This window comes from Mangrovibrevibacter kandeliae, assembly GCF_024519155.1.
GTDB lineage: Bacteria > Pseudomonadota > Alphaproteobacteria > Rhizobiales > Rhizobiaceae > Mangrovibrevibacter > Mangrovibrevibacter kandeliae.
This window is the reverse complement of record NZ_JANIFJ010000002.1, coordinates 252326-273814: the sequence shown is the minus strand read 5'-3', so window position 1 is coordinate 273814 and position 21489 is coordinate 252326. Positions and strand designations below refer to the sequence as shown.

General features: G+C 69.6%; 16 protein-coding genes. 8 read left to right on the top strand and 8 right to left on the bottom strand.

The annotated features are described in order from the left end of the window. The first annotated feature begins 14 nt into the window (after window positions 1-14). From NPA30_RS07600 to lpxK, 3 genes are read left to right on the top strand one after another with little or no spacing between them, the layout of a single operon-like run. The gene (locus tag NPA30_RS07600) at window positions 15-800 is read left to right on the top strand and encodes a lysophospholipid acyltransferase family protein (RefSeq protein WP_256801933.1); all 786 of its coding nucleotides are present in this window, start codon (window positions 15-17) and stop codon (window positions 798-800) included. Further along, entirely contained in the window at window positions 797-2128 is a 1332-nt protein-coding gene (waaA, locus tag NPA30_RS07595) for a lipid IV(A) 3-deoxy-D-manno-octulosonic acid transferase (protein ID WP_256801932.1), read from the top strand. The genes NPA30_RS07600 and waaA overlap by 4 nt, the downstream gene beginning before the upstream one ends. Further along, window positions 2128-3153: a tetraacyldisaccharide 4'-kinase gene (gene lpxK / locus NPA30_RS07590; protein WP_372338779.1), complete on the top strand. Its 1026-nt coding sequence runs from the start codon at window positions 2128-2130 to the stop codon at window positions 3151-3153. Before waaA ends, lpxK begins: the two co-directional genes overlap by 1 nt. Window positions 3154-3157: 4 nt before the next feature. Here lpxK and NPA30_RS07585 read toward each other — a convergent pair whose 3' ends face one another. Next, window positions 3158-3391: a DUF2093 domain-containing protein gene (locus NPA30_RS07585; RefSeq protein WP_256801929.1), complete on the bottom strand. Its 234-nt coding sequence runs from the start codon at window positions 3389-3391 to the stop codon at window positions 3158-3160. Window positions 3392-3442: 51 nt separating this feature from the next. Continuing rightward, a complete protein-coding gene (mutL, locus tag NPA30_RS07580; protein ID WP_256801928.1) occupies window positions 3443-5320 on the bottom strand; it encodes a DNA mismatch repair endonuclease MutL in 1878 nt (625 codons plus the stop codon). A 182-nt stretch (window positions 5321-5502) separates the two neighbouring features. On the opposite strand from mutL, the gene NPA30_RS07575 reads away from it, so the two are divergent. The 5 genes from NPA30_RS07575 to NPA30_RS07555 all read left to right on the top strand — a co-directional run bounded on the left by NPA30_RS07575 (window position 5503) and on the right by NPA30_RS07555 (window position 10368). Continuing rightward, window positions 5503-6594: a GGDEF domain-containing protein gene (locus NPA30_RS07575; protein ID WP_256801927.1), complete on the top strand. Its 1092-nt coding sequence runs from the start codon at window positions 5503-5505 to the stop codon at window positions 6592-6594. A gap of 132 nt (window positions 6595-6726) precedes the next feature. Next, window positions 6727-7668, top strand: a complete 942-nt coding sequence (locus NPA30_RS07570; protein WP_256801925.1) for a DUF6454 family protein — start codon at window positions 6727-6729, stop codon at window positions 7666-7668. A 229-nt stretch (window positions 7669-7897) separates the two neighbouring features. Beyond that, entirely contained in the window at window positions 7898-9310 is a 1413-nt protein-coding gene (locus NPA30_RS07565; protein ID WP_256801924.1) for a TadE/TadG family type IV pilus assembly protein, read from the top strand. Between the two features lie 3 nt (window positions 9311-9313). Further along, window positions 9314-9841 carry a TadE/TadG family type IV pilus assembly protein gene (locus NPA30_RS07560; protein ID WP_256801923.1) on the top strand — a complete coding sequence of 176 codons (528 nt, stop codon included), beginning with the start codon at window positions 9314-9316 and terminating at the stop codon, window positions 9839-9841. Further along, window positions 9838-10368: a TadE/TadG family type IV pilus assembly protein gene (locus NPA30_RS07555; protein ID WP_256801921.1), complete on the top strand. Its 531-nt coding sequence runs from the start codon at window positions 9838-9840 to the stop codon at window positions 10366-10368. The genes NPA30_RS07560 and NPA30_RS07555 overlap by 4 nt, the downstream gene beginning before the upstream one ends. On the opposite strand, the gene glgX is transcribed toward NPA30_RS07555, so the two are convergent. The 6 genes from glgX to pgi form a co-directional block, all read right to left on the bottom strand. After that, window positions 10352-12418 carry a glycogen debranching protein GlgX gene (glgX, locus tag NPA30_RS07550; protein WP_256801920.1) on the bottom strand — a complete coding sequence of 689 codons (2067 nt, stop codon included), beginning with the start codon at window positions 12416-12418 and terminating at the stop codon, window positions 10352-10354. The genes NPA30_RS07555 and glgX overlap by 17 nt on opposite strands. A 286-nt stretch (window positions 12419-12704) precedes the next feature. After that, window positions 12705-14333, bottom strand: coding sequence for an alpha-D-glucose phosphate-specific phosphoglucomutase (locus NPA30_RS07545; RefSeq protein WP_256801919.1), 1629 nt, complete (start codon window positions 14331-14333; stop codon window positions 12705-12707). Window positions 14334-14338: 5 nt separating this feature from the next. Then, complete coding sequence (glgA, locus tag NPA30_RS07540) at window positions 14339-15772, bottom strand: glycogen synthase GlgA (protein WP_256802403.1); 1434 nt, start codon at window positions 15770-15772, stop codon at window positions 14339-14341. 2 nt (window positions 15773-15774) lie between these two features. After that, window positions 15775-17043 carry a glucose-1-phosphate adenylyltransferase gene (gene glgC / locus NPA30_RS07535; RefSeq protein WP_256801918.1) on the bottom strand — a complete coding sequence of 423 codons (1269 nt, stop codon included), beginning with the start codon at window positions 17041-17043 and terminating at the stop codon, window positions 15775-15777. Between the two features lie 184 nt (window positions 17044-17227). Continuing rightward, window positions 17228-19744 (bottom strand): glycogen/starch/alpha-glucan phosphorylase, encoded by a 2517-nt coding sequence (locus NPA30_RS07530; protein ID WP_256801917.1) that lies wholly within the window; start codon window positions 19742-19744, stop codon window positions 17228-17230. Then, window positions 19741-21390, bottom strand: a complete 1650-nt coding sequence (gene pgi / locus NPA30_RS07525) for a glucose-6-phosphate isomerase (protein ID WP_372338764.1) — start codon at window positions 21388-21390, stop codon at window positions 19741-19743. The genes NPA30_RS07530 and pgi overlap by 4 nt, the downstream gene beginning before the upstream one ends. Window positions 21391-21489: the final 99 nt, after the last annotated feature.

Sequence of the window (21489 nt, the reverse complement as noted above, 5' to 3'; positions counted from 1 at the left end):
GGCCGGCGCGTTCGATGGCGCTGCATGAGGAGGAGCGGCCGCAGACGAAGCCGCGCCGGAGCGGGCGCAAGCGTGTGCGGCTCTCCACGCGCTGGCGCCGGCTGCGCAAGCGCGTCTTGAGGAGCGGCCTCTTCAACCGGCTGCTCGGTCGCGCCGTCTTCGAGATGCTCGGTTTCATCCGCCGCTCGCAGCGCCTCGCGCCGGGCTCCAGCGACTGGACCGAGGTGCTGACACGCCAGCATCCGGCCATCGTCGCCCTCTGGCACGGCCAGCACTTACTGGCGCCGTTTTTCCGACCGAAGACGCTTCCCTACGTCGCGCTCTTGTCGCGCAATGCCGATGCGGCGCTGAATGCGGAGGTGGTGGAACTGTTCGGGATCAAGACCGTGCGCGGCTCCGGGGGCCGCACCCGTCAGCGCACGTCCAAACGCGGCGGCGCCCAGGCGCTGATCGCCATGCGACGCATGCTGGCGGAGGGCCATGGCGTGTGCATGATCGCCGACGTGCCGAAGGGCACGCCACGCGAGGCGGGGCTCGGCATCGTCACGCTCGCGCAGATTTCCGGGCGTCCGATCATTCCGTCCGCCGCGATCACCAGCCGGCACTACGTGGTGAAGAGTTCCTGGGACAAGACCACCCTGCCGCTGCCCTTCGGCCAATTGGCGGTGGTGCTGGGCGAGCCGATCTTCGTAGCGCGCGACGCGGACGCCGCAGCCCTGGAGGCGGCGCGCCTGCGTGTCACCGACGGCATCCAGGCCGCCGACCGGACGGCACGGCGCCTGGCGGGACTTGCGGCATGAGCGAGCGCTGGGCCCGCACGGCGCTCGCCGCCTATCAGCGCTTCGGCCTCCTCGCCTATCCGCTGCTCGGCGCCTATGTCGGCTGGCGCGCCACCCGCGGCAAGGAAGATCCCCAGCGCCGGCGCGAGCGCTACGGCTTTGCCGGGCAGCTGCGCCCCGACACCCGCTCGCTGGTGTGGGTGCATGCGGCGAGTGTCGGCGAGACCGCCGCCGTCGTGCCGCTCGTGCAACGCATCGCCGACCCGGACGTGGCCGTGGTGATGACCACCGGCACGGTGACCTCGGCGGCGCTCGTCGACGACCGCCTGAAGGGGCTTGTGATCCACCAATACGTGCCGCTGGACATGAAGCCGTCGGTCGCGCGCTTTCTCGATCACTGGCGGCCCGATCTCGCCATCGTCGCCGAAAGCGAGATCTGGCCGATGACGATGCTCGAGCTCGGGCGACGCCGCATCCCGCAGGTGCTGGTGAACGCCCGCCTGTCCGACCGCTCATTCCGCCGGTGGAAGGCGGCGCCGTCGCTCGCGGAGGCCCTGTTCGAGAACCTGTCGCACGTCGTCGCGCAGTCCGACGTCGACGGCGAGCGGTTCCACCTCCTCGGTGCCCGCGCCGTCGCGGTGGCCGGCAACCTGAAGGCCGATACGACGCCGCCGCCGGTCGACCCGCACGCGCTGCAGATGATGAAAGTTGCGGTCGGCAGCCGCCCGGTCTGGGCGGCGATCTCCACTCATGCCGGCGAGGAGGCGCTCGCCGCGACCGTGCACGAGACCCTGAAGGGCGACCATCCGCATCTCCTGACGGTGATCATCCCGCGCCACGTGGATCGGGCCGACGAGCTGGAGCGCGAGCTGGTCCAGCGCGGTCTCATCGTGGCGCGGCGGAGTCGCGGCGACAGCCTCGCCGCCGACACCGACATCCTCCTCGGCGACACCATGGGCGAGATGGGCCTCTATCTTCGTCTCACCGAGATCGCCTTCATCGGCAAGTCCTTGACGGGGCAGGGCGGGCAGAACCCGCTCGAGGCGGCGATGCTCGGCACGGCCATCCTGTCCGGCCGCTACGTGCAGAACTTCCGCGACGCCTATCACCGGCTCCTCACGAACGGCGCGGCGCGGCTGGTCCAGGACGCGGCCTCGCTGTGCGAGCAGGTCGACCAGCTCCTGTCCGAGACGCCGGTCCGGCGCCGGATGATAACCGCAGGCAGTGCGACGGTGGACGAGATGCGCGGCGCCCTCGATCGCACGCTGCAGGCGCTCGACCCGTTCCTGCGGCCCCTGCGCCTGTCGGGCCGGCTCGACAGCCGCGAAAAGGCGCTCGGGGCGCCATGATGCAGGCCGAGACGCCGCCCTTCTGGTGGCGCCCGCGCGGCTGGCAGGCGCGCCTCCTGTCGCCGGCTGCCGCCGCCTACGCCCGGGCGGCGCGCTGGCGGCTCGACCACGGCGAGCGGGCGGCCCTCGACCTGCCGGTGCTGTGCGTCGGCAACTTCACCGTCGGCGGCGGCGGCAAGACGCCGACCGCGCTCGCCATCGGCGCGGCGGCGCAGGCGATGGGCCACCGTCCGGGCTTCCTGTCGCGCGGCTACGGCCGCGCCTCCGGCGGCGCGCTGCTCGTCGATCCCGCGCACCACACGGCCGCTACGGTCGGCGACGAGCCCCTGTTGCTTGCTGCGCTCGCGCCGACGGCGGTCGCGGTCGATCGCAAGCGCGGTGCAGCGCTGCTGCGCGAGGCCGGCTGCGACCTCGTCATCATGGACGACGGCTTCCAGAGCGCCCGGCTCGCGATCGACTACGCCCTGATCGTGATCGACGCGGGGCGTGGCCTCGGCAATGGCGCGGTGCTGCCGGCAGGGCCCCTGCGCGCGGCCGTCGGCGACCAGATCCGCCACGCCGACGCCCTTCTCGTCGTCGGCAAGGGCGCGGCGGGCGACACCGCAATCCGCCTGACCGCCCGGGCCGGCAAGCCGGTGTTCGAGGCCGATCTCCTGCCGCGCGCACCCGAGCGCCTCGCCGGCCGCCGGGTCCTCGCCTTCGCCGGCATCGCCGATCCGGACAAGTTCTACCGCTCGCTGCGCCGTCTCGGGGCGACGGTCGTGGCGACGCGCGACTTCCCCGATCACCACGTCTTTTCCGACGAGGTGCTGGGGGAACTGGCCGAGGAGTCCGAGCGGGACGGGCTGCAGCTCGTCACCACGCGCAAGGACGCGGTCCGGCTGGAGGGTGGCGGCGCGGCGGCGCGGGCCTTCCTGGCAAGCGTCGAGGTGCTGGAGGTCGAGCTGCGCTTCTCGCCGGACAGCCTCGGGGCGCGCTTCGTGCGCGACGCCTTCGCCGGCTATCGCCGCCGCGTCTTCGGCTGAGACGTCAGCTGGTCCTGCGCGTCAGGAGTTCCGGATGGCACTCGAGCTCGCGCCGCATCGAGGTGGCGGCGTCGACATAGGCCTCCTGCCGTGCGACGCTCCAGTAGAGCAGGATGTCGAGCGGGATCGAGTCCCCGGTGACGGCGCAGCGGACATAGGCGCCGGGCCGCAGGATCTCGAAGTCACCGTCGAGATAGCGCAGCCGCGCTTCGCCGCTGCTGTCCATCCGGTTCATCATGCTGTCACTCGCGCGCACATCCCGTGTTGATCGGCAATTCGCTCCGTGAAGTCAACGCCGGCCGAACAGCTTCTCGATGTCGGCCCGTTTCAATTCGATGAAGGTCGGCCGCCCGTGGTTGCACTGGCCGGAGCCCGGCGTCGCCTCCATCTGGCGCAGCAGCGCGTTCATCTCCTCGCCGTTCAGGCGCCGCCCGGAGCGCACCGAGCCGTGGCAGGCCATCGTCGCGGCGACATGATCGATGCGCTCGCGCAGCCGCTCGGGCGTGCCGCTGTCGGCGAGCTCGTCGGCGAGGTCGCGCACCAGCGCCGGGCAATCCACCGCCCCGAGGATCGCCGGGGTCTCGCGCACCGCCACCGCGCCGGGGCCGAAGCGCTCGATGCCGAGGCCGAGCCGGCCGAGCAGCTCCGCCACCTCGGCGAGGCGGTCGGCGTCCTCCGCCGGCAGATCGACGATCTCGGGCAGCAGGAGGAGCTGACTGGCGAGCGGCTTGCCGTGCAGGGCCGCCTTCAGCGCCTCGTAGACGAGGCGTTCGTGCGCGGCGTGCTGGTCGACGATGACGAGGCCGTCGCCGGTCTCGGCGACGATGTAGTTGCCGTGCAGCTGCGCGCGGGCGGCGCCGAGCGGGAAGGCCGCCGTCTCGCCGGGCTCGGCTCCGACCGTGCGCGCGGCCGGCGCGAGGCCGGCGAAGCCCGGGGAGAAGCGATCAGCCGCCCCATCGCCGGCATCCGCCGACGAACCATCGCCGCCGCCGGCGCCGCCGAGCGGGCGGAAGGGCGAGCCGCCGAGATCGTAGTTCGCCTGGCGCGGCGCGGCGAAGCCTCCGAAGGGCATGCGGGCCGAGCCGCGGCCGGGTGCGTCCGCAAAGCCGCCCTGTGTGTCACCGGCGTAGGGACGGAACCGTTCGAGCATCTCTCCGGCCGCCGCCGTGCTCGCCCGCAGCTCGGCGCCGGCGAGGGCCTGGCGGATGGCGCCGACGATGAGGCCGCGCACCAGGCCCGGATCGCGGAAGCGCACGTCGGCCTTGGCCGGATGCACGTTGACGTCGACGAGCGCCGGATCGAGCTCGAGAAACAGGACGGCGATCGGATGCCGGTCGCGCGCCATCACGTCGGCATAGGCCCCGCGCAGCGCCGACAGGAGCATCTTGTCGCGCACCGGCCGGCCGTTGACATAAAGGAACTGGTAGAGCGCGTTGCCCCGGTTGAAGACCGGCAGGCCGGCAAAGCCCGACAGCCGCACGCCTTCGCGCTCCGCATCGATCGGCAGACAGTTCTGCGAAAAGTCCGCACCCACGACGGCGCCGATGCGCGCCAGCGGCTCCTCCGCGCCCGCCGCCTCGAGCACCAGCGGGCTGCGGTCGCTCCCCGTCAGCTCGAAGCGCACCTGTGGCACCGCGATCGCGATCCGCCGCACGACGTCGGTAATCGCGCCGGCCTCGGCGCGGTCGCTCTTCAGGAACTTCAGCCGGGCGGGCACGGCGTGGAAGAGGTCGCGCACCTCCACCATCGTGCCGTCCGACAGCGCCGCCGGCTTCGGGCCGTCCGGGCGACCGGCGGCGACCACCATCTCGTGCGCGCCGTCGGCGCCGCGGCGGCGTGATCGCAGCGTCAGGCGCGCCACCGAGCCGATCGAGGGCAGCGCCTCGCCGCGAAAGCCGAGCGTGTGGATCGCGTCGAGGCCGCCGTCGAGCTTGGAGGTGCAGTGGCGTCGCACGGCGAGCGGCAGTTCGTCGACGGGTATGCCGATGCCGTCGTCGCTGACCCGGATCAGGCTCTTGCCGCCCCCGCTCGTGACGATCTCGATCCGTCGTGCCCCGGCGTCGATGGCGTTCTCCACCAGCTCCTTGACGACGCTCGCCGGCCGCTCGACCACCTCGCCCGCGGCGATCCGGTCGATCAGGGTTTCGGAGAGCTGGCGGATGGGCATGACGGCGCGCGATCGGCTGCGGATGGAGCGTCTGCTTCTAAAGGATCGGCCGCCGATTCGAAATGCACGGATCGCAGGCCCGTTTACCGGATGCTAACCGCATCGTCAGTCTGCCCAACAAGGAAGGGAACCTTTCATTCTAAAGGTGCGAGGTTGCGCCGTCGCAGCTGGTGGACCCGGCCATGCAGTTCTCGATTCCGACACTCCAGTTCACCGATTTCCTGGTCTTCGCCTCGGCCGGGACGATCTTTGTGTGCAACTGGCTGCTGCATCGCGAGCGGGACGCCTTCCTGCTGTTCGGGGTCAGCTTCCTCAACTGTGCGGCCATGTCCGTGTCCTTCGTCGATTTCGGCGCCTATGGCGACGTCCTCTCGACGCTCGGCTGGTCGGTGGCCGGCTCGCTGTTCTGGGCCGGACTGCGCCGCTTCGACGGGTTGCCTCCCGTCACACGGACGATGATGGCGCTGCTCGCCCTACCCACCGGGACGCATCTTGTGCTTGCCGCCGCCGGCCTGCAGCCGGACACGGTCAATCTCGGGAGCACGTTCGCCTATGCCTGCCACGAGGCGGCCATCGCCTACTATGCGCTGCGACAAGCGCAGGCGAAGGGGCCGACTCGCCTCATCGTCGGCGTCGCGCTCGCCGTCATCCCCGTCGCGATCTGCCTGCCCTTGCTGCCGGTGCCGGATCGGCTGTCCCAGCTCCCCGTGGTGCTCCTCTTCGTCAGCGATCACGTCACGACCATCGTCCTGACCATGTGCATCCTGTCGCTGGAGGCCGACAAGGCGCATGTGGCGCTTGCGCGCCTGGCCCGCACCGATGCGCTGACCGGTGCGCTGAACCGCCAGGGTCTCGCCTACGAGGTGCGGCTGCAGCCGCGCGAGGCCGGCGTCATCGTCGCTGATCTCGATCATTTCAAGTCGATCAACGACCGCTTCGGTCACGCCGGCGGCGACGCGGTGCTGCGCGAGTTCACCAGACGCGCCGCGATGGTTCTGCCCGCCGATGGCCGGATCGCCCGGCTCGGCGGCGAGGAGTTCGCGCTGCTGCTGCCCGGCCAGGACATCAACGCCACCACCTTCATCGCCGAGCGCCTGCGCAACGCGGTGGCCTGTGCGACCGTCGCCTGGAAGGAGACGGGCATCCCCTTCACCGTCAGCGTCGGGGTCGCCATGCTGGCCGCCGGCGAGGCGCTCGAGAGCGTCTTCGACCAGGCCGATGCGGCGCTCTATCGCGCCAAGACGGAAGGGCGCAACCGGGTGCGGGTCGCGTAGGCCGCGGGGTTCGGGTCGCTCAAGGGCGCACCGTCATCGTACGGCAGTCGAACCGTAATCCCGCCGATACAATCCTGCGGCACGAATGAGCCTCCGGTGCCGGCGATCCGTCGGCCCATGCGGAGGCCGCTCATGCGCTCGATGTCCCACGTCACGGCTTTCATCCTTGCCGCCGCCGCCGCCTGGCCGGCCGCTGCCGTCGCCGCCGAGCCGCAGCTCGCCGAGCGCTTCATGACGCTGACCCGCTCCAGCACCTGGGAGAAGACGGGCGAGACGCCCGTGGCATTCGCGACGTTCCACCCCCAGGGCATGGTGAAGGTCGGCAACGACTTCTTCGTCTCGGCCGTCGAGGTGACGACGCAGCCGAAGCGCTTCGACGCCCCCCGCGACGGTCATGACCGCGACACCGGCGCCGGCATCGGCCACCTCTTCAAGTTCGGGCCGGACGGCAGGCTGCGCGGCGAAGTCACGCTCGGCGACGGTCCGATCTACCATCCGGGTGGCATCGACTATGATGGCCGCTTCATCTGGGTTCCGGCGGCCGAATACCGCCCGGACAGCCATTCGATCATCTACCGCGTGGATCCTGAGACCCTGACGGCGGAAGAGATGTTCCGGTTCGACGATCATATCGGCGGTCTGGTGCACGACACCGACACCGACACGCTGCACGGCGTCAGCTGGGGCTCGCGGCGCTTCTATGCCTGGCCGCTCGGCGCCGACGGCCGCCCGACGAATGCCGGGGCCGATCCGGCGACGTTGCGGGTGATGAACCCGGCGCAGTACATCGACTATCAGGACTGCCACTATGCCGGGGCCAGCCGGATGCTCTGCTCGGGGCTCAACGTCTACAAGACCTCGCCCGATGCCCAGCCCTTCCGCCTCGGTGGAATCGAGCTGGTCGACCTGAAGACCGGCACGCCGATGTGGCAGGTGCCCCTGTCGCTCTGGGCCCCTTCGGGCTTGCCGATGACCCAGAACCCCTCCTTCGTCGAACCGACCGCCAACGGCCTGCGGGCCTATTTCATGCCCGACGACGACCACTCGACGCTGTTCACCTACGAGACGAAGTAGCACCTCCCCGCGCAGCTTCTTCGGCTGCGGACCCTCCGGCGCGTGCCGCGTTCCACCCGCCGGGTTCAGAGGCTGCCGCCTTCGGCGAGCGTCTTCCGCTGGTCGGCCCTTGCCGACCAGCCCGCCTCGAAGCGACCGGCGGCTCTGCGACGTCGCGCTGGCGGCGTGACGGGCACACTTCCTTAAATCCAGTGACCTTACCTTGTCGGCTGATGCTGGGACAGCGCTCATGTCGTGGTCGGGTTGGACGCATAGGATTTTCTGCCGGGACAGTCGCGGCAGCCTGCCGGTGATGCTGGCCGTGCTGCTCGTGCCGATGACGCTGATGGCGGGCGGCGCGATCGACCTCGTGCGGCACGAGTCGACCCGCGTGGAGTTGCAGGACGCCCTTGATCGCGGCGTCCTGGCCGCCGCCTCGCTGAACCAGACCGAGAACGCCGAGACGCTGGTGCGCAGCTACCTGTCCATCGTGCCGGGTGGAGCGGGCGCGCAGCTGACGGTCTCAGACCAGAAGACGCTCAACACCCGGGCGGTGAATGCGACGGCGGTGATCCAGTACCAGCCGGCCTTCCTGCGGCTCGCCGGCATCCGCGCGATGACCATCGCCGCGACCTCGGCGGCGCAGCAGGCGCGCACCAACATCGAGCTGTCGATGGTGCTCGATATCTCCGGCTCGATGTACGACAACGGCGGGATGAACCAGCTGAAGCCGGCTGCCAAGGACTTCCTCGACGTCGTCCTGAAGGACGACCTGCGCGACGTCACCTCGGTGAGCCTGGTGCCCTTCGCCGGCGAGGTCAATCTCGGCTACGGCGCCTTCAACTACATCTCCGGCTACCTGCCCGCCGATCCGTCGGCCGCCGCCCAGGCCGCGGCTGCGTCGAGCGGCACCTGCGCACCCTCGGCAGCTTCCACCTACAAGCGCCGCCACTGCTACTCGTCCTGCTTCGAAATGCAGGCGACCGATTTCGCGGCGGGGATGCCGAACTTCGCGCTGCGCGACCAGGTCCCGCATTTCTCCGTCTACAACATGACCGCGACCGGCAAGAAGCCCTGGTGGTGCCCGGTGGACGCGGCGGCGGTCACCTATGTCAGCAACGACCTGACCTACCTGAAGAGTCGCATCGATGCGCTCGACCCGTATGACGGCACCGGCACGGCCTACGGCATGAAATGGGGCGAGCTGCTGCTCAATCCCGCGATGCGCTCGACCATCGCGGGGCTCGGCAACAAGTCCATCGCCGCGATCCCCAGCCAGTTCCGCAACCGGCCGGCGGACTTCTCCGACAAGAACACGATGAAGATCCTCGTGCTGATGACCGACGGCAAGATCGGCCTGCAGCCGCGGCCGGTCGATCCGGCGACCAACGCCGTCACCGACAAGAACGTCACCGGATCGGCGTCGCGCACCGTCTACACCGAAACGCAGGCCGCAGGCTTCTACAAGACCGTCTGCGACTACGCCAAGACTGAAGGCATCACGATCTTCACCATCGCCTTCAAGGTCGATGCGGCGACCGCCAAGACCATCGCCGAGTGCGCCAGCGACCCCTCCTATGCCTACAAGGTGGACGGTCTCGACATGGCGTCCGCCTTTCAGTCGATCGCGACCAGCATGCAGAAGATCCGGCTGGTGCAATAGCAGATGACGCCGCGCCCCCTTTCCTTCGCCCGGTCCAGGCGCGGCACCGCGGCGCTCGAGTTCGCCATCGTGGCGCCGGTGTTCCTGTCGCTGATCTTCTCGTGCTTCGAGGGCGGCTGGTACATGACGAAGTCGATGCTGCTCGACCGGGCGCTGAACAAGACGGTCCGGCTGATGCGGATCGGCGCGGCCGGGGCGCCGACGACGCAGCAGGCGGTCAAGCAGGCGGTCTGCGACGAGATGATGATCATCTCCAACTGCCTGAACGTCCTGACCGTCGAGATGACGAAGATCACGTCGGCCTCGGACTTTCCGACGACGCAGATGCCCTGCATCGACCGCGGCGCGACCATCCAGCCGACGATCGCGTTCACGCCGGGGAGCCGGTCGTCGATCATGTTCATCCGGGCCTGCGTGGTGTCCGACCCGCTGACCCCCGGCCTCGGCTTCGCGCTGGCGCTGCCGAAGGATTCGCTTGGCGGCTACGGCCTGCGGGCGGCGGCGGCCTTCATGAACGAGCCGAGCTCGTGACCGGCCCCCTGTCGCCGGCGTTCCGGCGCAGCCGGGAGGGCGTCTCGGCGGTCGAGTTCGCGCTCCTGGCGCCGCTCCTCGTCTTGCTTCTCTTCGGCTGCTTCACGTTGTTCCTGCTGTTTCGCGACGGCTACCGCGCCGAGACCGCGACGTTCACGGTGGCCGACGTCGTTTCGCGCCAGAGCACGGTGTCGAGCGACTTCCTGAACACCACCTACGCGATGTTCCTGCGGATGCTGCCGGACACGCAGAAGGGGGTGTCGTTCCGCGTGTCGTCGCTGAAGATGACGGGCAAGGCACTGCACGTCGACTGGTCCTATCCGATCGCGCCGATGACGGCGCTGACCGACGCCACCATCCCGGCGAGCGGGCTGCCCCTCGTGGCCGACGGCGACTCGATCGTCGTCGTCGAGACGAGCGTCGGCTATCAGCCGGCGACGGACATGCTGGGCTTTGCCTCCGGCAGATACAGCTACCTGGCAGCCAATCGCCCGCGCTTCACCGCCGCGATCAAGAAAAGCGACTGACGGGGTCCTCGGTCAGGATGAAGACCGAGCGGGCCTTCAGCACCATTCTCCCGTCCAGCCGGCGCGGCGGCAGCTGCGGCGCGTCCGATTGCAGCGTCAGGACGTAGCTCCTGCCGGCCCGCGCGGCAGGAAGCGTCACCGCCGCGTCCTCGCGCCCCGCATTGAGATAGACCAGCACGCGCTCCTCGACATGCGGCTGCGCGCCGTCGCTGGGGGCGGGCGCGGTCAGCGCCATGCCGAGCAGGCGGCGCTCGCCGTCGTGCCAGTCGGCCTCCTCGAGTGCCGCACCGTCCTCGCGCAGCCAGACGACGTCCGGCTCGCCGCCGTTCAGCGGCGTCCCGGTGAGGAAGGCGTCCGCCGCGAGCGCCGGATGCTCGCGGCGCAGGCGCGCCAGCCGAGCGACATAGGCGGCGAGCGCGTCGTCGGCCTGCTCCCAGTCGAGCCAGATGATCTCGTTGTCCTGCGCATAGGCGTTGTTGTTGCCGCCCTGGCTGCGCCCGAACTCGTCGCCGTTGAGGAGCATCGGCGTGCCGCGCGCGACGAACAGCGTGGCGAGGAGCGCCCGGATGTCACGCCCGCGCGCCTCGATCACGCCCGGGTCGTCCGTCGCGCCCTCGACGCCGTTGTTCCAGGAGTGATTGTCGTTGTGGCCGTCGCGATTGTCCTCGCCGTTCGCCTCGTTGTGCTTGTCGGCGTACATCGTGAGGTCCGCGAGGGTGAAGCCGTCATGGGCGGCGAGGATGTTGAAGCCTGCCGATGGCCGCTTGCCGTCGCGCCCGTAAAGATCGGCCGAGCCGGCGAGGCGCGTGGCGAGCGTGCCGATCATGCCGGCGTCGCCGCGCCAGAAGCGCCGCACGTCGTCGCGGAAGCGGTCGTGCCATTCGAGCCAGGGCGGCGGGAAGCTGCCGACCTGATAGCCGCCGGGACCGATGTCCCAGGGCTCGGCGACATGGATGCGATCCTTGAGCACCGGGTCGGCCGGCAGCTCCTGCATCACCGGCGCCTCGAGGCTGAAGCCGTCCGGCGTGCGGCCGAGCACCGTCGCCAGATCGTAGCGGAAGCCGTCGACGCCCGTCGTCTCGACCCAGTGGCGGAGGGTGTCGAGGACCAGCCGTGCCACCGGCGCGCGGTCGAGCGCGAAGGTGTTGCCGCAGCCGGTGTCGTTGACGAGAAGGCCGGGATCCTCGGCGGCGTGGCGGTAGTACAGGGCGTTGTCGAGGCCGCGATAGCACAGCGTCGGGCCCTCCGCGTCGCCTTCGCCCGAATGGTTGAAGACGACGTCGAGGAGGACGCGGATGCCGCGCCGGTGCAGCGCCTCGACGGTGCGGCGGATTTCGGCGAGGCCGCCCGGCGCAAGGCGCGGATCGGGCGCCATGTGGGTGATCGGATTGTAGCCCCAGGCATTGGTGAGGTTCAGCGCGGTGAGGTGCCGCTCGTCGATCCAGGCGGCGATCGGCATCAGTTCGACGGTCTCGACCCCGATGTTCTCCAGATGGTCGAGCAGTGTCGGCTCGGCGAGCGCCGCGACGGTGCCGCGCAGCTCCACAGGCACGGCGGGATGGCGCTGGCTGAAGGCGCGCACCAGGAGCTCGTAGACGAGGCCGGGGGCGCGGAAGGGCAGCGGCTCGGCATCCCGGCCGGTCGCCGACACGATCGCCCGCGGCACGAAGGGCGCGCTGTCGAGCATCTGCTCGGGCGGGGCCGACAGGTCGGGGTGGTAGGTGAAGGGCCGGTCGAGCGCGACGGCATAGGGGTCGACGAGAAGCTTCGACGGGTCGAATCGGTGGCCGTTGGCCGGGTCCCACGGGCCGGAGGCGCGCAATCCGTAGCGGGCGCCCGCCGCGAGCCCCGGCACGAAGCCGAAGCGCAGGCCGCCGTCGCGGCCGGGCAGCGCCAGCCGCTCGATCTCGCGCGTGCCGGCGTCGTCGAAAAGGCAGAGCTCGATGCTGTCGGCATTGTCGGAGTGGACGGCGACGTGGACGCCGCCGTCGGCGAGGGAGGCTCCGAGCGTGGACGGTGCGCCCCGTTCGGCGGTGATGCGATGGCTCATGGCCGCCTATCTACCGCCTCGTGCCCGGTCGGCCAACTTGCACACGATCCAGCGTTCGCCGGAGCCGCTCCAGCTCGGACATTGAGCGGCGCCATCCGCCGCCGGCGCCGGCGCCGGGCGCCCGCTCGCCGGAGACAGGCAGGCGGTGATGCACCCCCGTCCCGCCCAGCAGGCGCGCGAGAGGACGGGTCGGCGAGGAGCGGGGACTCGGGTGCCGATGGCAGGGACGACGTCGATGAGCCTCGTCGCGGCAAGGAACGCCGCATGAGGAACGCGACTCGCTCCTTCAGGTGATGACGTCCGGCGCCGCGCGGCCGGTGCGCCTGGAGATCTCGCCGATCACGTCCGCGGTGGCGATGAGCTCCGCCAGCGCCTCTTCCGGCGCCCGGGCGTGCCGCTCCGGATTGCTCTCGAAGACCTCCAGATAGACGCGCAGCGTCGCGCCCTTGGTGCCGGTGCCGGACAGGCGGAAGACCACGCGCGAGCCGCCGGAGAAGACGATCCGCACGCCCTGCGATGTCGAGATCGATCCGTCGACGGGGTCCTTGTAGGAGAAATCGTCCGCCTCGGAGACGACGAGGGTGCCGAAGCGCTGGCCGGCCATCGAGGCGAGGCGGTCGCGCAGCGAGGCCATCAGGCCGTCGGCGGCGCGCTTGTCGATCTCCTCGTAGTCGTGTCGCTGATAGTAGGTGCGCCCGAACTCGCGCCAGTGGCTCTCGACGATCTCTCGGACGCTCTCGCCGCGCACCGCCAGGATGTTGAGCCACATCAGGACGGCCCACACGCCGTCCTTCTCGCGCACGTGGTCGGAGCCGGTGCCCGAGCTCTCCTCGCCGCAGATCGTCACCTTGCCGGCGTCGAGGAGGTTGCCGAAGAACTTCCAGCCGGTCGGCGTCTCGAACATCGCGAGGCCGCGCTTGGCGGCCACCCGGTCGGCCGCCTGGCTGGTCGGCATCGAGCGGGCGATGCCGGCGATGCCGCCCGCATAGCCGGGCGCCAGGTGCGCGTTCGCCGCGATGATCGCGAGCGAATCGGAGGGGGACACGACGACGCCGCGCCCGACGATGAGGTTGCGGTCGCCGTCGCCGTCCGAGGCGGCACCGAAGTCGGGACCGTCCGCCTGCATCAACTCGGAAATGAGTTCGGCGGCGTAGACGGCGTTCGGATCGGGATGGCCACCGCCGAAGTCCTCGAGCGGCGTGCCGTTGATCACGGTGCCGGCCGGCGCGCCGAGCCGCCCTTCGAAGATCGCCTTCGCATAGGGGCCGGTGACGGCGTGCATGGCGTCGAAGCGCATGGTGAAGCCGGCCGCGAGATGCGCCTTGATCCTGTCGAGGTCGAACAGCGTCTCCATCAGCGCGAGGTAGTCGGCGACCGGGTCGATCACCTCCACGACCATGCCTTCGATCCGGCTCTCGCCCAGCACCGACAGGTCGGGCGCGGCGGCCTGGCTGATCCTGTAGGCGCTCAGCTCCTTCGAGCGGCGGTAGATCGCCTCGGTGACACCTTCCGGCGCCGGGCCGCCATTGGCGATGTTGTACTTGATGCCGAAGTCGCCTTTCGGTCCGCCGGGGTTGTGGCTCGCCGACAGGACGATGCCGCCCGATGCCTTGCGCGTACGGATGAGGTTGGAGGCGGCCGGCGTCGAGAGGATGCCGTTCTGGCCGACGACCACCCGTCCGTAGCCGTTGGCGGCGGCCATCCGGATCGCCAGCTGGATCACCTCGCGGTTGAAGAAGCGGCCGTCGCCGCCGATGACCAGCACGGCCTCCTCCGGCCGCTCCACCGCGTCGAAGATCGACTGGATGAAGTTCTGGGCGTAGTTCGGTTGCTGGAAATGCGGCACCTTCTTGCGCAGGCCGGAGGTGCCCGGCTTCTGGTCGTCGAACGGCGTGGTCGCGACGGTCTCGATCATGGGTTCTACTGCTCTCTCGTCACAGCCTGATACAGCTCGGCATAGCGCCGCGCGCTCTCGCGCCAGTCGACCTTGGCCCGCATCGCCTGCCGCTGCAGGGCCTGCCAGCCTTCTGCGTCCTCGTGCGCCCTGCGGGCGCGCTCGATCGCGTCCAGCATCGCACCTTCCTCGACCGGCGAGAAGATGAAGCCGGTCGCCGCGCCGGTGCTCATGGCGGCGAAATTGGCATCGATGATGGTGTCGGCCAGACCTCCGACCTTCGAAACGATCGGAATGCAGCCGTAGCGCAGGCCGTAGAGCTGGGTCAGCCCGCAGGGCTCGAAGCGCGACGGAATGATCACCGCATCGGCGCCCGCCTGCACCCGGTGCGAGGCCGCCTCGTCATAGCCGATCTTGACGCCCACGCGGTCCGGGTAGCGCGGCTGCGCCGCCAGGAAGGCGCGCTCGATGTCGGGATCGCCCGAGCCGACGACGACCAGCCGGATGCCGCGGGCGACGACGTCGTCGAGGATGCGGGCGAGGATGTCGAGCCCCTTCTGCCAGGTCAGCCGGCTGACCACCGCCATGATCGGGCCGTCGCCGCGCCGCAGGCCGAACTCGGCCTCGAGCGCCCGCTTGTTCTGGGCGCGCGCCTCCAGCGTGTCCGCCGCATAGGGTTGGGCGACCAGCCGGTCGCGCGCCGGGTCCCAGACCTCCGTGTCGATGCCGTTGACGATGCCGACGAGATTGCGCCCGCGTCCGCGCAGGAGGCCCTGCAGGCCCATGCCGCCGGCCTCGGTCAGGATCTCCTCGGCATAGCTGGGGCTCACCGTGGTGACGCGGTCGGCGGCATGGATGCCGCCCTTGAGGTAGCCGACGCTGCCGTAATACTCGACACCGCCGATCGACCAGGCGCCGTCCGGCAAGCCGAGCGCCCCGAAGATCGCCCGCGGAAAGTTGCCCTGGAAGGCGAGGTTGTGGATCGTCAGGACGGTGCGGGGCCGGGCGGGTTCGAAGGCGAGATAGACCGGTGCCAGCGCCGCCTGCCAGTCGTGGGCGTGGACGATGTCCGGTCGGAAACCCGGCACGAGGCCCGTGCCGATCAGCGCGCCGGCGCGCGACAGCGCCGCAAAGCGCGCCCAGTTGTCGGCATGGTCGAAACCGCCGGCGCTGTAGGGACCGCCCTGACGGTTGTAGAGATGCGGCGCGTCGAGGACGAAAAGTTCGAGTCCGTGCACGGCGGCCGCCAGAATGCGTGCAGCCCCGCCGAACAGGTCGTCGAGATCGGCGACCGCCTCGCCCTCGCCGACGAGCTCCATCACCTTCGGATAACCGGGCAGCAGCGTGACGGTTCGGATGCCGAGCGGGGCGAGCGCCAGCGGCAGGGCCCCCGCCACGTCGGCGAGGCCCCCGGTCTTCACCAGGGGATAGACCTCGGACGCGACCGCCAGGACGGTCAGGTTCATCGGTAGTTGAGCCTGTCGATCATCGACTTGGTGACGAGGCAGATGCCGTTCGAGGTGCGCCGGAAGCGCTTGGCGTCGAGCTCCGGATCCTCGCCGATGACGAGCCCGTCGGGGATCTGCACGCCGCGGTCGATGATCGCGCGGGTGACGCGCGCGTGCCGGCCGATGTTGGAGTAAGGCAGCACCACGGCGTGGTCGAGCGAGGAGTAGGAGCGCACCCGCACGCCCGTGCACACCAGCGAGCGCTTGAGCGTGCCACCGGAGACGATGCAGTCGCCGGCGATCAGGGACGAAACGGCGGTCCCGCGTCGGCCCTCCTCGTCGTGCACGAACTTCGCCGGCGGGGTGATTTCCGCATACGTCCAGATCGGCCAGTCGCGGTCGTAGATGTCGAGCGGCGGGACGACGTCGGTCAGGTCGATGTTGGCCTGCCAGTAGGCTTCCACCGTGCCGACGTCGCGCCAGTAGGCCTCCGCCTCGTTGGCCGAACGCACCACCGAGCGGTTGAATGAGTGCGCGTAGGCCGTGCCGTGCTTGACGATATGCGGGATGATGTCCTTGCCGAAGTCGCGCTGCGACGTGGGATCCGCCGCGTCCCGTCGCAGCTGGTCCATCAGGAAGTTGGTGTCGAAGACGTAGATGCCCATCGAGGCGAGAGCCGTGTCCGGGCGGCCCGGGATCGACGGCGGGTCGGCGGGCTTCTCGACGAAGTCGGTGATGCGCCCGGCGGTGTCGACGTGCATCACGCCAAAGCCGACCGCCTCCATGCGCGGGACTTCGAGGCAGCCCACGGTGACGTCCGCGCCGGTGTCGACATGCTGCTGGAGCATGATCTCGTAATCCATCTTGTAGATGTGATCACCGGCCAGGATGACGATGTAGCGGGGTGCGTAGTCCTCGATGATGTCGATGTTCTGGTAGACTGCGTCGGCCGTGCCGGAATACCATTGGTCTTCGGAGACGCGCTGGCTCGCCGGCAGGACGTCGAAGCTCTCGTTGCGCTCCGGCCGCAGGAAGTTCCAGCCGCGCTGCAGGTGGCGGATCAGGCTGTGCGCCTTGTACTGCGTCGCGACGCCGATGCGCCGGATGCCCGAATTCAGCGCGTTGGAGAGCGCGAAGTCGATGATGCGCGTCTTGCCGCCGAAATAGACGGCCGGCTTGGCGCGGTTGTCGGTCAGCTCCATCAGGCGGCTGCCGCGACCGCCGGCGAGCACGTAAGCCATTGTGTCGCGCGCTATCGGCGCCACTCGCCCACGATCAGCCATCCCGGATCCTCCCGCTGCCGGCAGTTGGTTCTGCCGTTGCCGAACCGGTCGCCGCGCCCCTGCGCAACTCCAGCCCGGACCGGCGGATCACATAGTGCTGAGCCGGAAAGCTTCCACAAGGGTGAGGCCCGGCCGGGCCGGCATTTTTTTGCCGGCCCGGGGCATCAAGGCGTTCGTGTCGCGGTCAGGCGCCGGGGCCGGCGTGCCAGATGTCCTTCGCGTACTCCCGGATCGAACGGTCCGAGGAGAACCAGCCCATCCGGGCAGTGTTGAGGACCGCCTTCCGGTTCCAGGACGCCTTGTCGTCCCACAGAAGGTCGAGCTCACGCTGCTTTTCCCAGTAGGCTTCGAAGTCGGCGGCGATCATCCACCAGTCGTTGTCGTAGAGGTTGCCGACGAGGCCGGCGTAGCGGCCAGGCTCGTCCGGCGAAAAGACTCCCGTCGCGATGGCGTCGAGCGCCTCGCGCAGGATCGGCAGGCCTTCGATGATCGCGCGCCCGTTGTGGCCTTCGTTGCGGCGCTGGCGCACCTCGTCCGCGGTCAGGCCGAAGATGAAGATGTTGTCCTCGCCGACATGCTCCAGCATCTCGACGTTGGCGCCGTCGAGCGTGCCGATGGTCAGCGCGCCATTGAGGGCGAACTTCATGTTGCCGGTGCCGGAGGCCTCCAGCCCCGCGGTCGAGATCTGCTCCGACACGTCGGCCGCCGGCATGATGATCTCGGCGAGGCTCACGTTGTAGTTCGGGATGAACACGATCTTCAGGAGGTTGCGCACCGCCGGGTCGTTGTTGACGACCCGCGCGACGTCGTTGATCAGCCGGATGATCTGCTTGGCCTGGACGTAGCTCGGCGCGGCCTTGCCGGCGAAGATCTTGACGCGCGGCGTCCAGCTCAGTTCGGGATGCGATCGGATCTGCTCGTAGAGCGCCACCGCCTCGATGATGTTCAGGAACTGGCGCTTGTACTCGTGGATGCGCTTCACCTGGATGTCGAAGATCGCCTCGGTGTCGAGGCTGATCGCGAGCCGCTCCTTAATCGTGCGGGCAAGCCGCGCCTTGTTGGCTCGCTTGGCGGCGGCGAACTTGTCGCGGAAGGCCGCGTCGTCCGCGCGGGCATCGAGATCGCGCAGCTTCTCGATGTCGTCCTCGAAGGCCGGGCCGATCGTGGCCTCGATCAGCGACTTGAGATCGGGGTTGCACTGCAGCAGCCAGCGGCGCGGCGTCACGCCGTTGGTCTTGTTCTGGATCCGGTCCGGGTAGAGCTCGTGAAGGTTGCGGAACACGGTCCGCTTCATCAGCTCGGTGTGCAGCGCCGAGACGCCGTTGACGGTGTGCGAGCCGGCGAAGGCCAGCTGGCCCATGCGTACGCGCCGCCCGTTGCCTTCGTCGATCAGCGACACGGCGGAGACCTTGCCGCCGTCCATGCCGGCGGCCTGCGCCTCGCCGATCACCTGTGCGTTGATCGTGTAGATGATCTGCATCTGCCGCGGCAGCAGCCGCTCGAACAGATGCACGGGCCAGGTCTCGAGCGCCTCGGGCAGCAGCGTGTGGTTGGTGTAGGAGAAGACGGCGCGAGTGGTCTCCCAGGCCTTGCCCCACTCCATCCCCTCGATGTCGACGAGCAGCCGCATCAGCTCGGCGACCGAGACCGCCGGATGGGTGTCGTTGAGCTGCACCGACACCTTGTCGGCCAGATTGTCGAAGGTGTCGTACTGCTGCTTGTGGCGACGCAGGATGTCCTGCAGCGAGGCGGAGGAGAAGAAGAACTCCTGGCGCAGCCGCAGCTCCTGTCCCGCCTGATGCGAGTCCGCCGGATAGAGCACGCGGGTGATCGCCTCGGCCTGGTTGGCCTCGCGCAGCGCTCCGATGTGATCACCGGAATTGAAGGCGTCGAGCAGGATCGGATCGAGCGCCTGGGCGCTCCACAGCCGCAGCGTGTTCACGTGCGTGCCGCGCCAGCCGACGATCGGCGTGTCGTAGGCGACGGCGAGCATCCGCTCGCCCGGGCGCCAGACCTGGCGCGGCGGCCGGCCGGGCTCGTCGACCGCGACGATCTTGCCGCCGAAGTTGATCTCGTAGGCGTTCTCGCGCCGCTCGAACTCCCAGGGATTGCCGTGGGCGAGCCAGGTTTCGGGAACCTCGACCTGCGCCCCGTCGGCGATCTCCTGACGGAACAGGCCGTGCACGTAGCGGATGCCGTAGCCGATGCCCGGCACGCCCGTCGAGGCCATCGACTCCATGAAGCAGGCGGCCAGGCGGCCGAGGCCTCCATTGCCGAGCGCGGCGTCCGGCTCGAGCAGCTCGATCATGTCGAGCTCGACGCCGTAACGCTCCAGCGCCTCGGTCACGGCATCGGTGAGCTGCAGGTTGCTGATCGCGTCCCGCAGCAGACGGCCGATGAGGAACTCCAGCGACAGGTAACAGACGCGCTTGGCTTCGCGGTCGTAGCTCTCCTGCGTGGTCGCGAACCAGTGATCGATGATGCGATCGCGCACGGCCAGCGTCGTCGCCGTCAGCCAGTCGTGGCGGCGCGCGGCCGAAGGGTTCTTGCCCACCGAGTAGGTCAGCTTCTCGACGATCTCGCGGGCCAGCGTGTCGGCGTCGTTGCCGCGCGGCGCGGGAGGCGCGGTGCCGTTGCCGGTGAGCGGATCGGCGGCGTCTTCGGCGTCGGGTGTGGTCGGTTCGACCAAAGCTGAAGTCATGCTCTCATCTCCTGGATGGCCGCGACGAGTCCGCGGGTGGACCCGTCCCTGCCGTCGGACGGTGTCTGGCCGGTGACGACCGGCAGGAGCTGCGTTGCAAGCTCCTTGCCAAGCTCGACGCCCCACTGATCGAAGGCGTTGATGCCGAAGAGCTGCGCCTCGACGAAGACGCGGTGCTCGTAAAGCGCGACCAGCCGGCCGAAGGCGAAGGGATCGAGCCTGTCGTAGAGGATGGTGATCGACGGGCGGTCGCCGGAGAACTCGCGATGGGGAGCAATCCGCTCGGCCTCGGCCTGCGACAGGCCCTTGTCGAGGAGCTGCTGGCGCGCCTCCTCGATGGTGCGGCCGCGCATCAGCGCCTCGCTCTGCGCCAAGCAGTTGGCGAGCAGCAGGTCGTGGTGGTGCTTCAGCTCCGGCTCGTGGCCGTTCGCAGCCACGATGAACTCGATCGGGATGATGTCGGTGCCCTGGTGCAGAAGCTGGAAAAAGGCGTGCTGGCCGTTGGTGCCGGGCTCGCCCCAGACCAGCGGACCGGTGACCGTCGGCGTGCGACGCCCGTCGAGGCCGACATGCTTGCCGTTCGACTCCATGTCGAGCTGCTGGAGGTAGGCGGGCAACCGGGCGAGGCGCTGGTCGTAGGGGATGACCGCGCGCGCAGGATAGCCCTGCGCGACGCGGTGCCACCAGCCGGCGAGACCGAGCAGCACGGGGAGGTTCTCGGCCAGCGGCGCGGTCTTGAAGTGCCGGTCGAGCGCGCGGGCGCCGGCGAGGAACTTACGGAAGTTCTCCGGGCCGATGGCGATCATCAGCGGCAGGCCGATCGCGGACCAGATCGAGTAGCGGCCGCCGACCCAGTCCCAGAAGCCGAAGACGCGCTCTTCGCCGATGCCGAAGGCGGCGACCTTGTCGAGTGCCGTCGAGACGGCCGCGAAATGCGCGCCGACGGCTGCCTCGCCGAGCGCGTCGGCGACGAAGCGGCGCGCCGTCTCGGCATTGGTCATGGTCTCGATGGTGGTGAAGGTCTTCGACGCCACGATGAACAGCGTCGTCTCGGGATCGAGCAGCTTCAGCGTGTCGGCCATGTGGGCGCCGTCGATGTTCGACACGTAGTGGGCGCGCGGCCCGTCGTGATAGGGCGCCAGCGCCAGCGTCGCCATCACCGGCCCGAGATCGGAGCCGCCGATGCCGATATTGACGATGTCGGTGATCGTCTTGCCCGACGAGCCGGCGATCGCGCCGGAGCGGATGCCGTCGGAGAACGTGGCCATCGCGGCGAGGACGCCCTCAACCATCGGCGCCGTCGGCTCGCCGTCGACGGTGAAGCCGTCTTCGGCCGTCGCCCGGAGCGCCACGTGCAGGACGCTGCGGCCCTCCGTCTCGTTGATCTTGGCGCCGGCGAACATCGCATCCCGCTTCTGCTCGAGCTCGGCCGCATGGGCGAGCTCGAGGAGCGCGTCGAGGTCGTCAGGTGCCATCGCGCATTTGGAGATGTCGAGGAGGAGGTCGTCGAGGCGGAAGGAGAAGCGCCCGAAGCGCCCCGGGTCCTCTTGGAACAGGGCGCGCACACCCTTTGCGGCGCTCGCCTTGGCGCGTTCGCCAATCGCCTGGATCTGGGAAGAAAGGCCGGTGTGGGTCTGGTCGGGCACGGGGCGTCGTCCGCAGCTTGGGTTGCGCCGCGCGAATCGCTTGCGATGCGCGGCTCGGAGACCAGCATAGGTCACTGCGGGCGCATATAGAGCCCCATG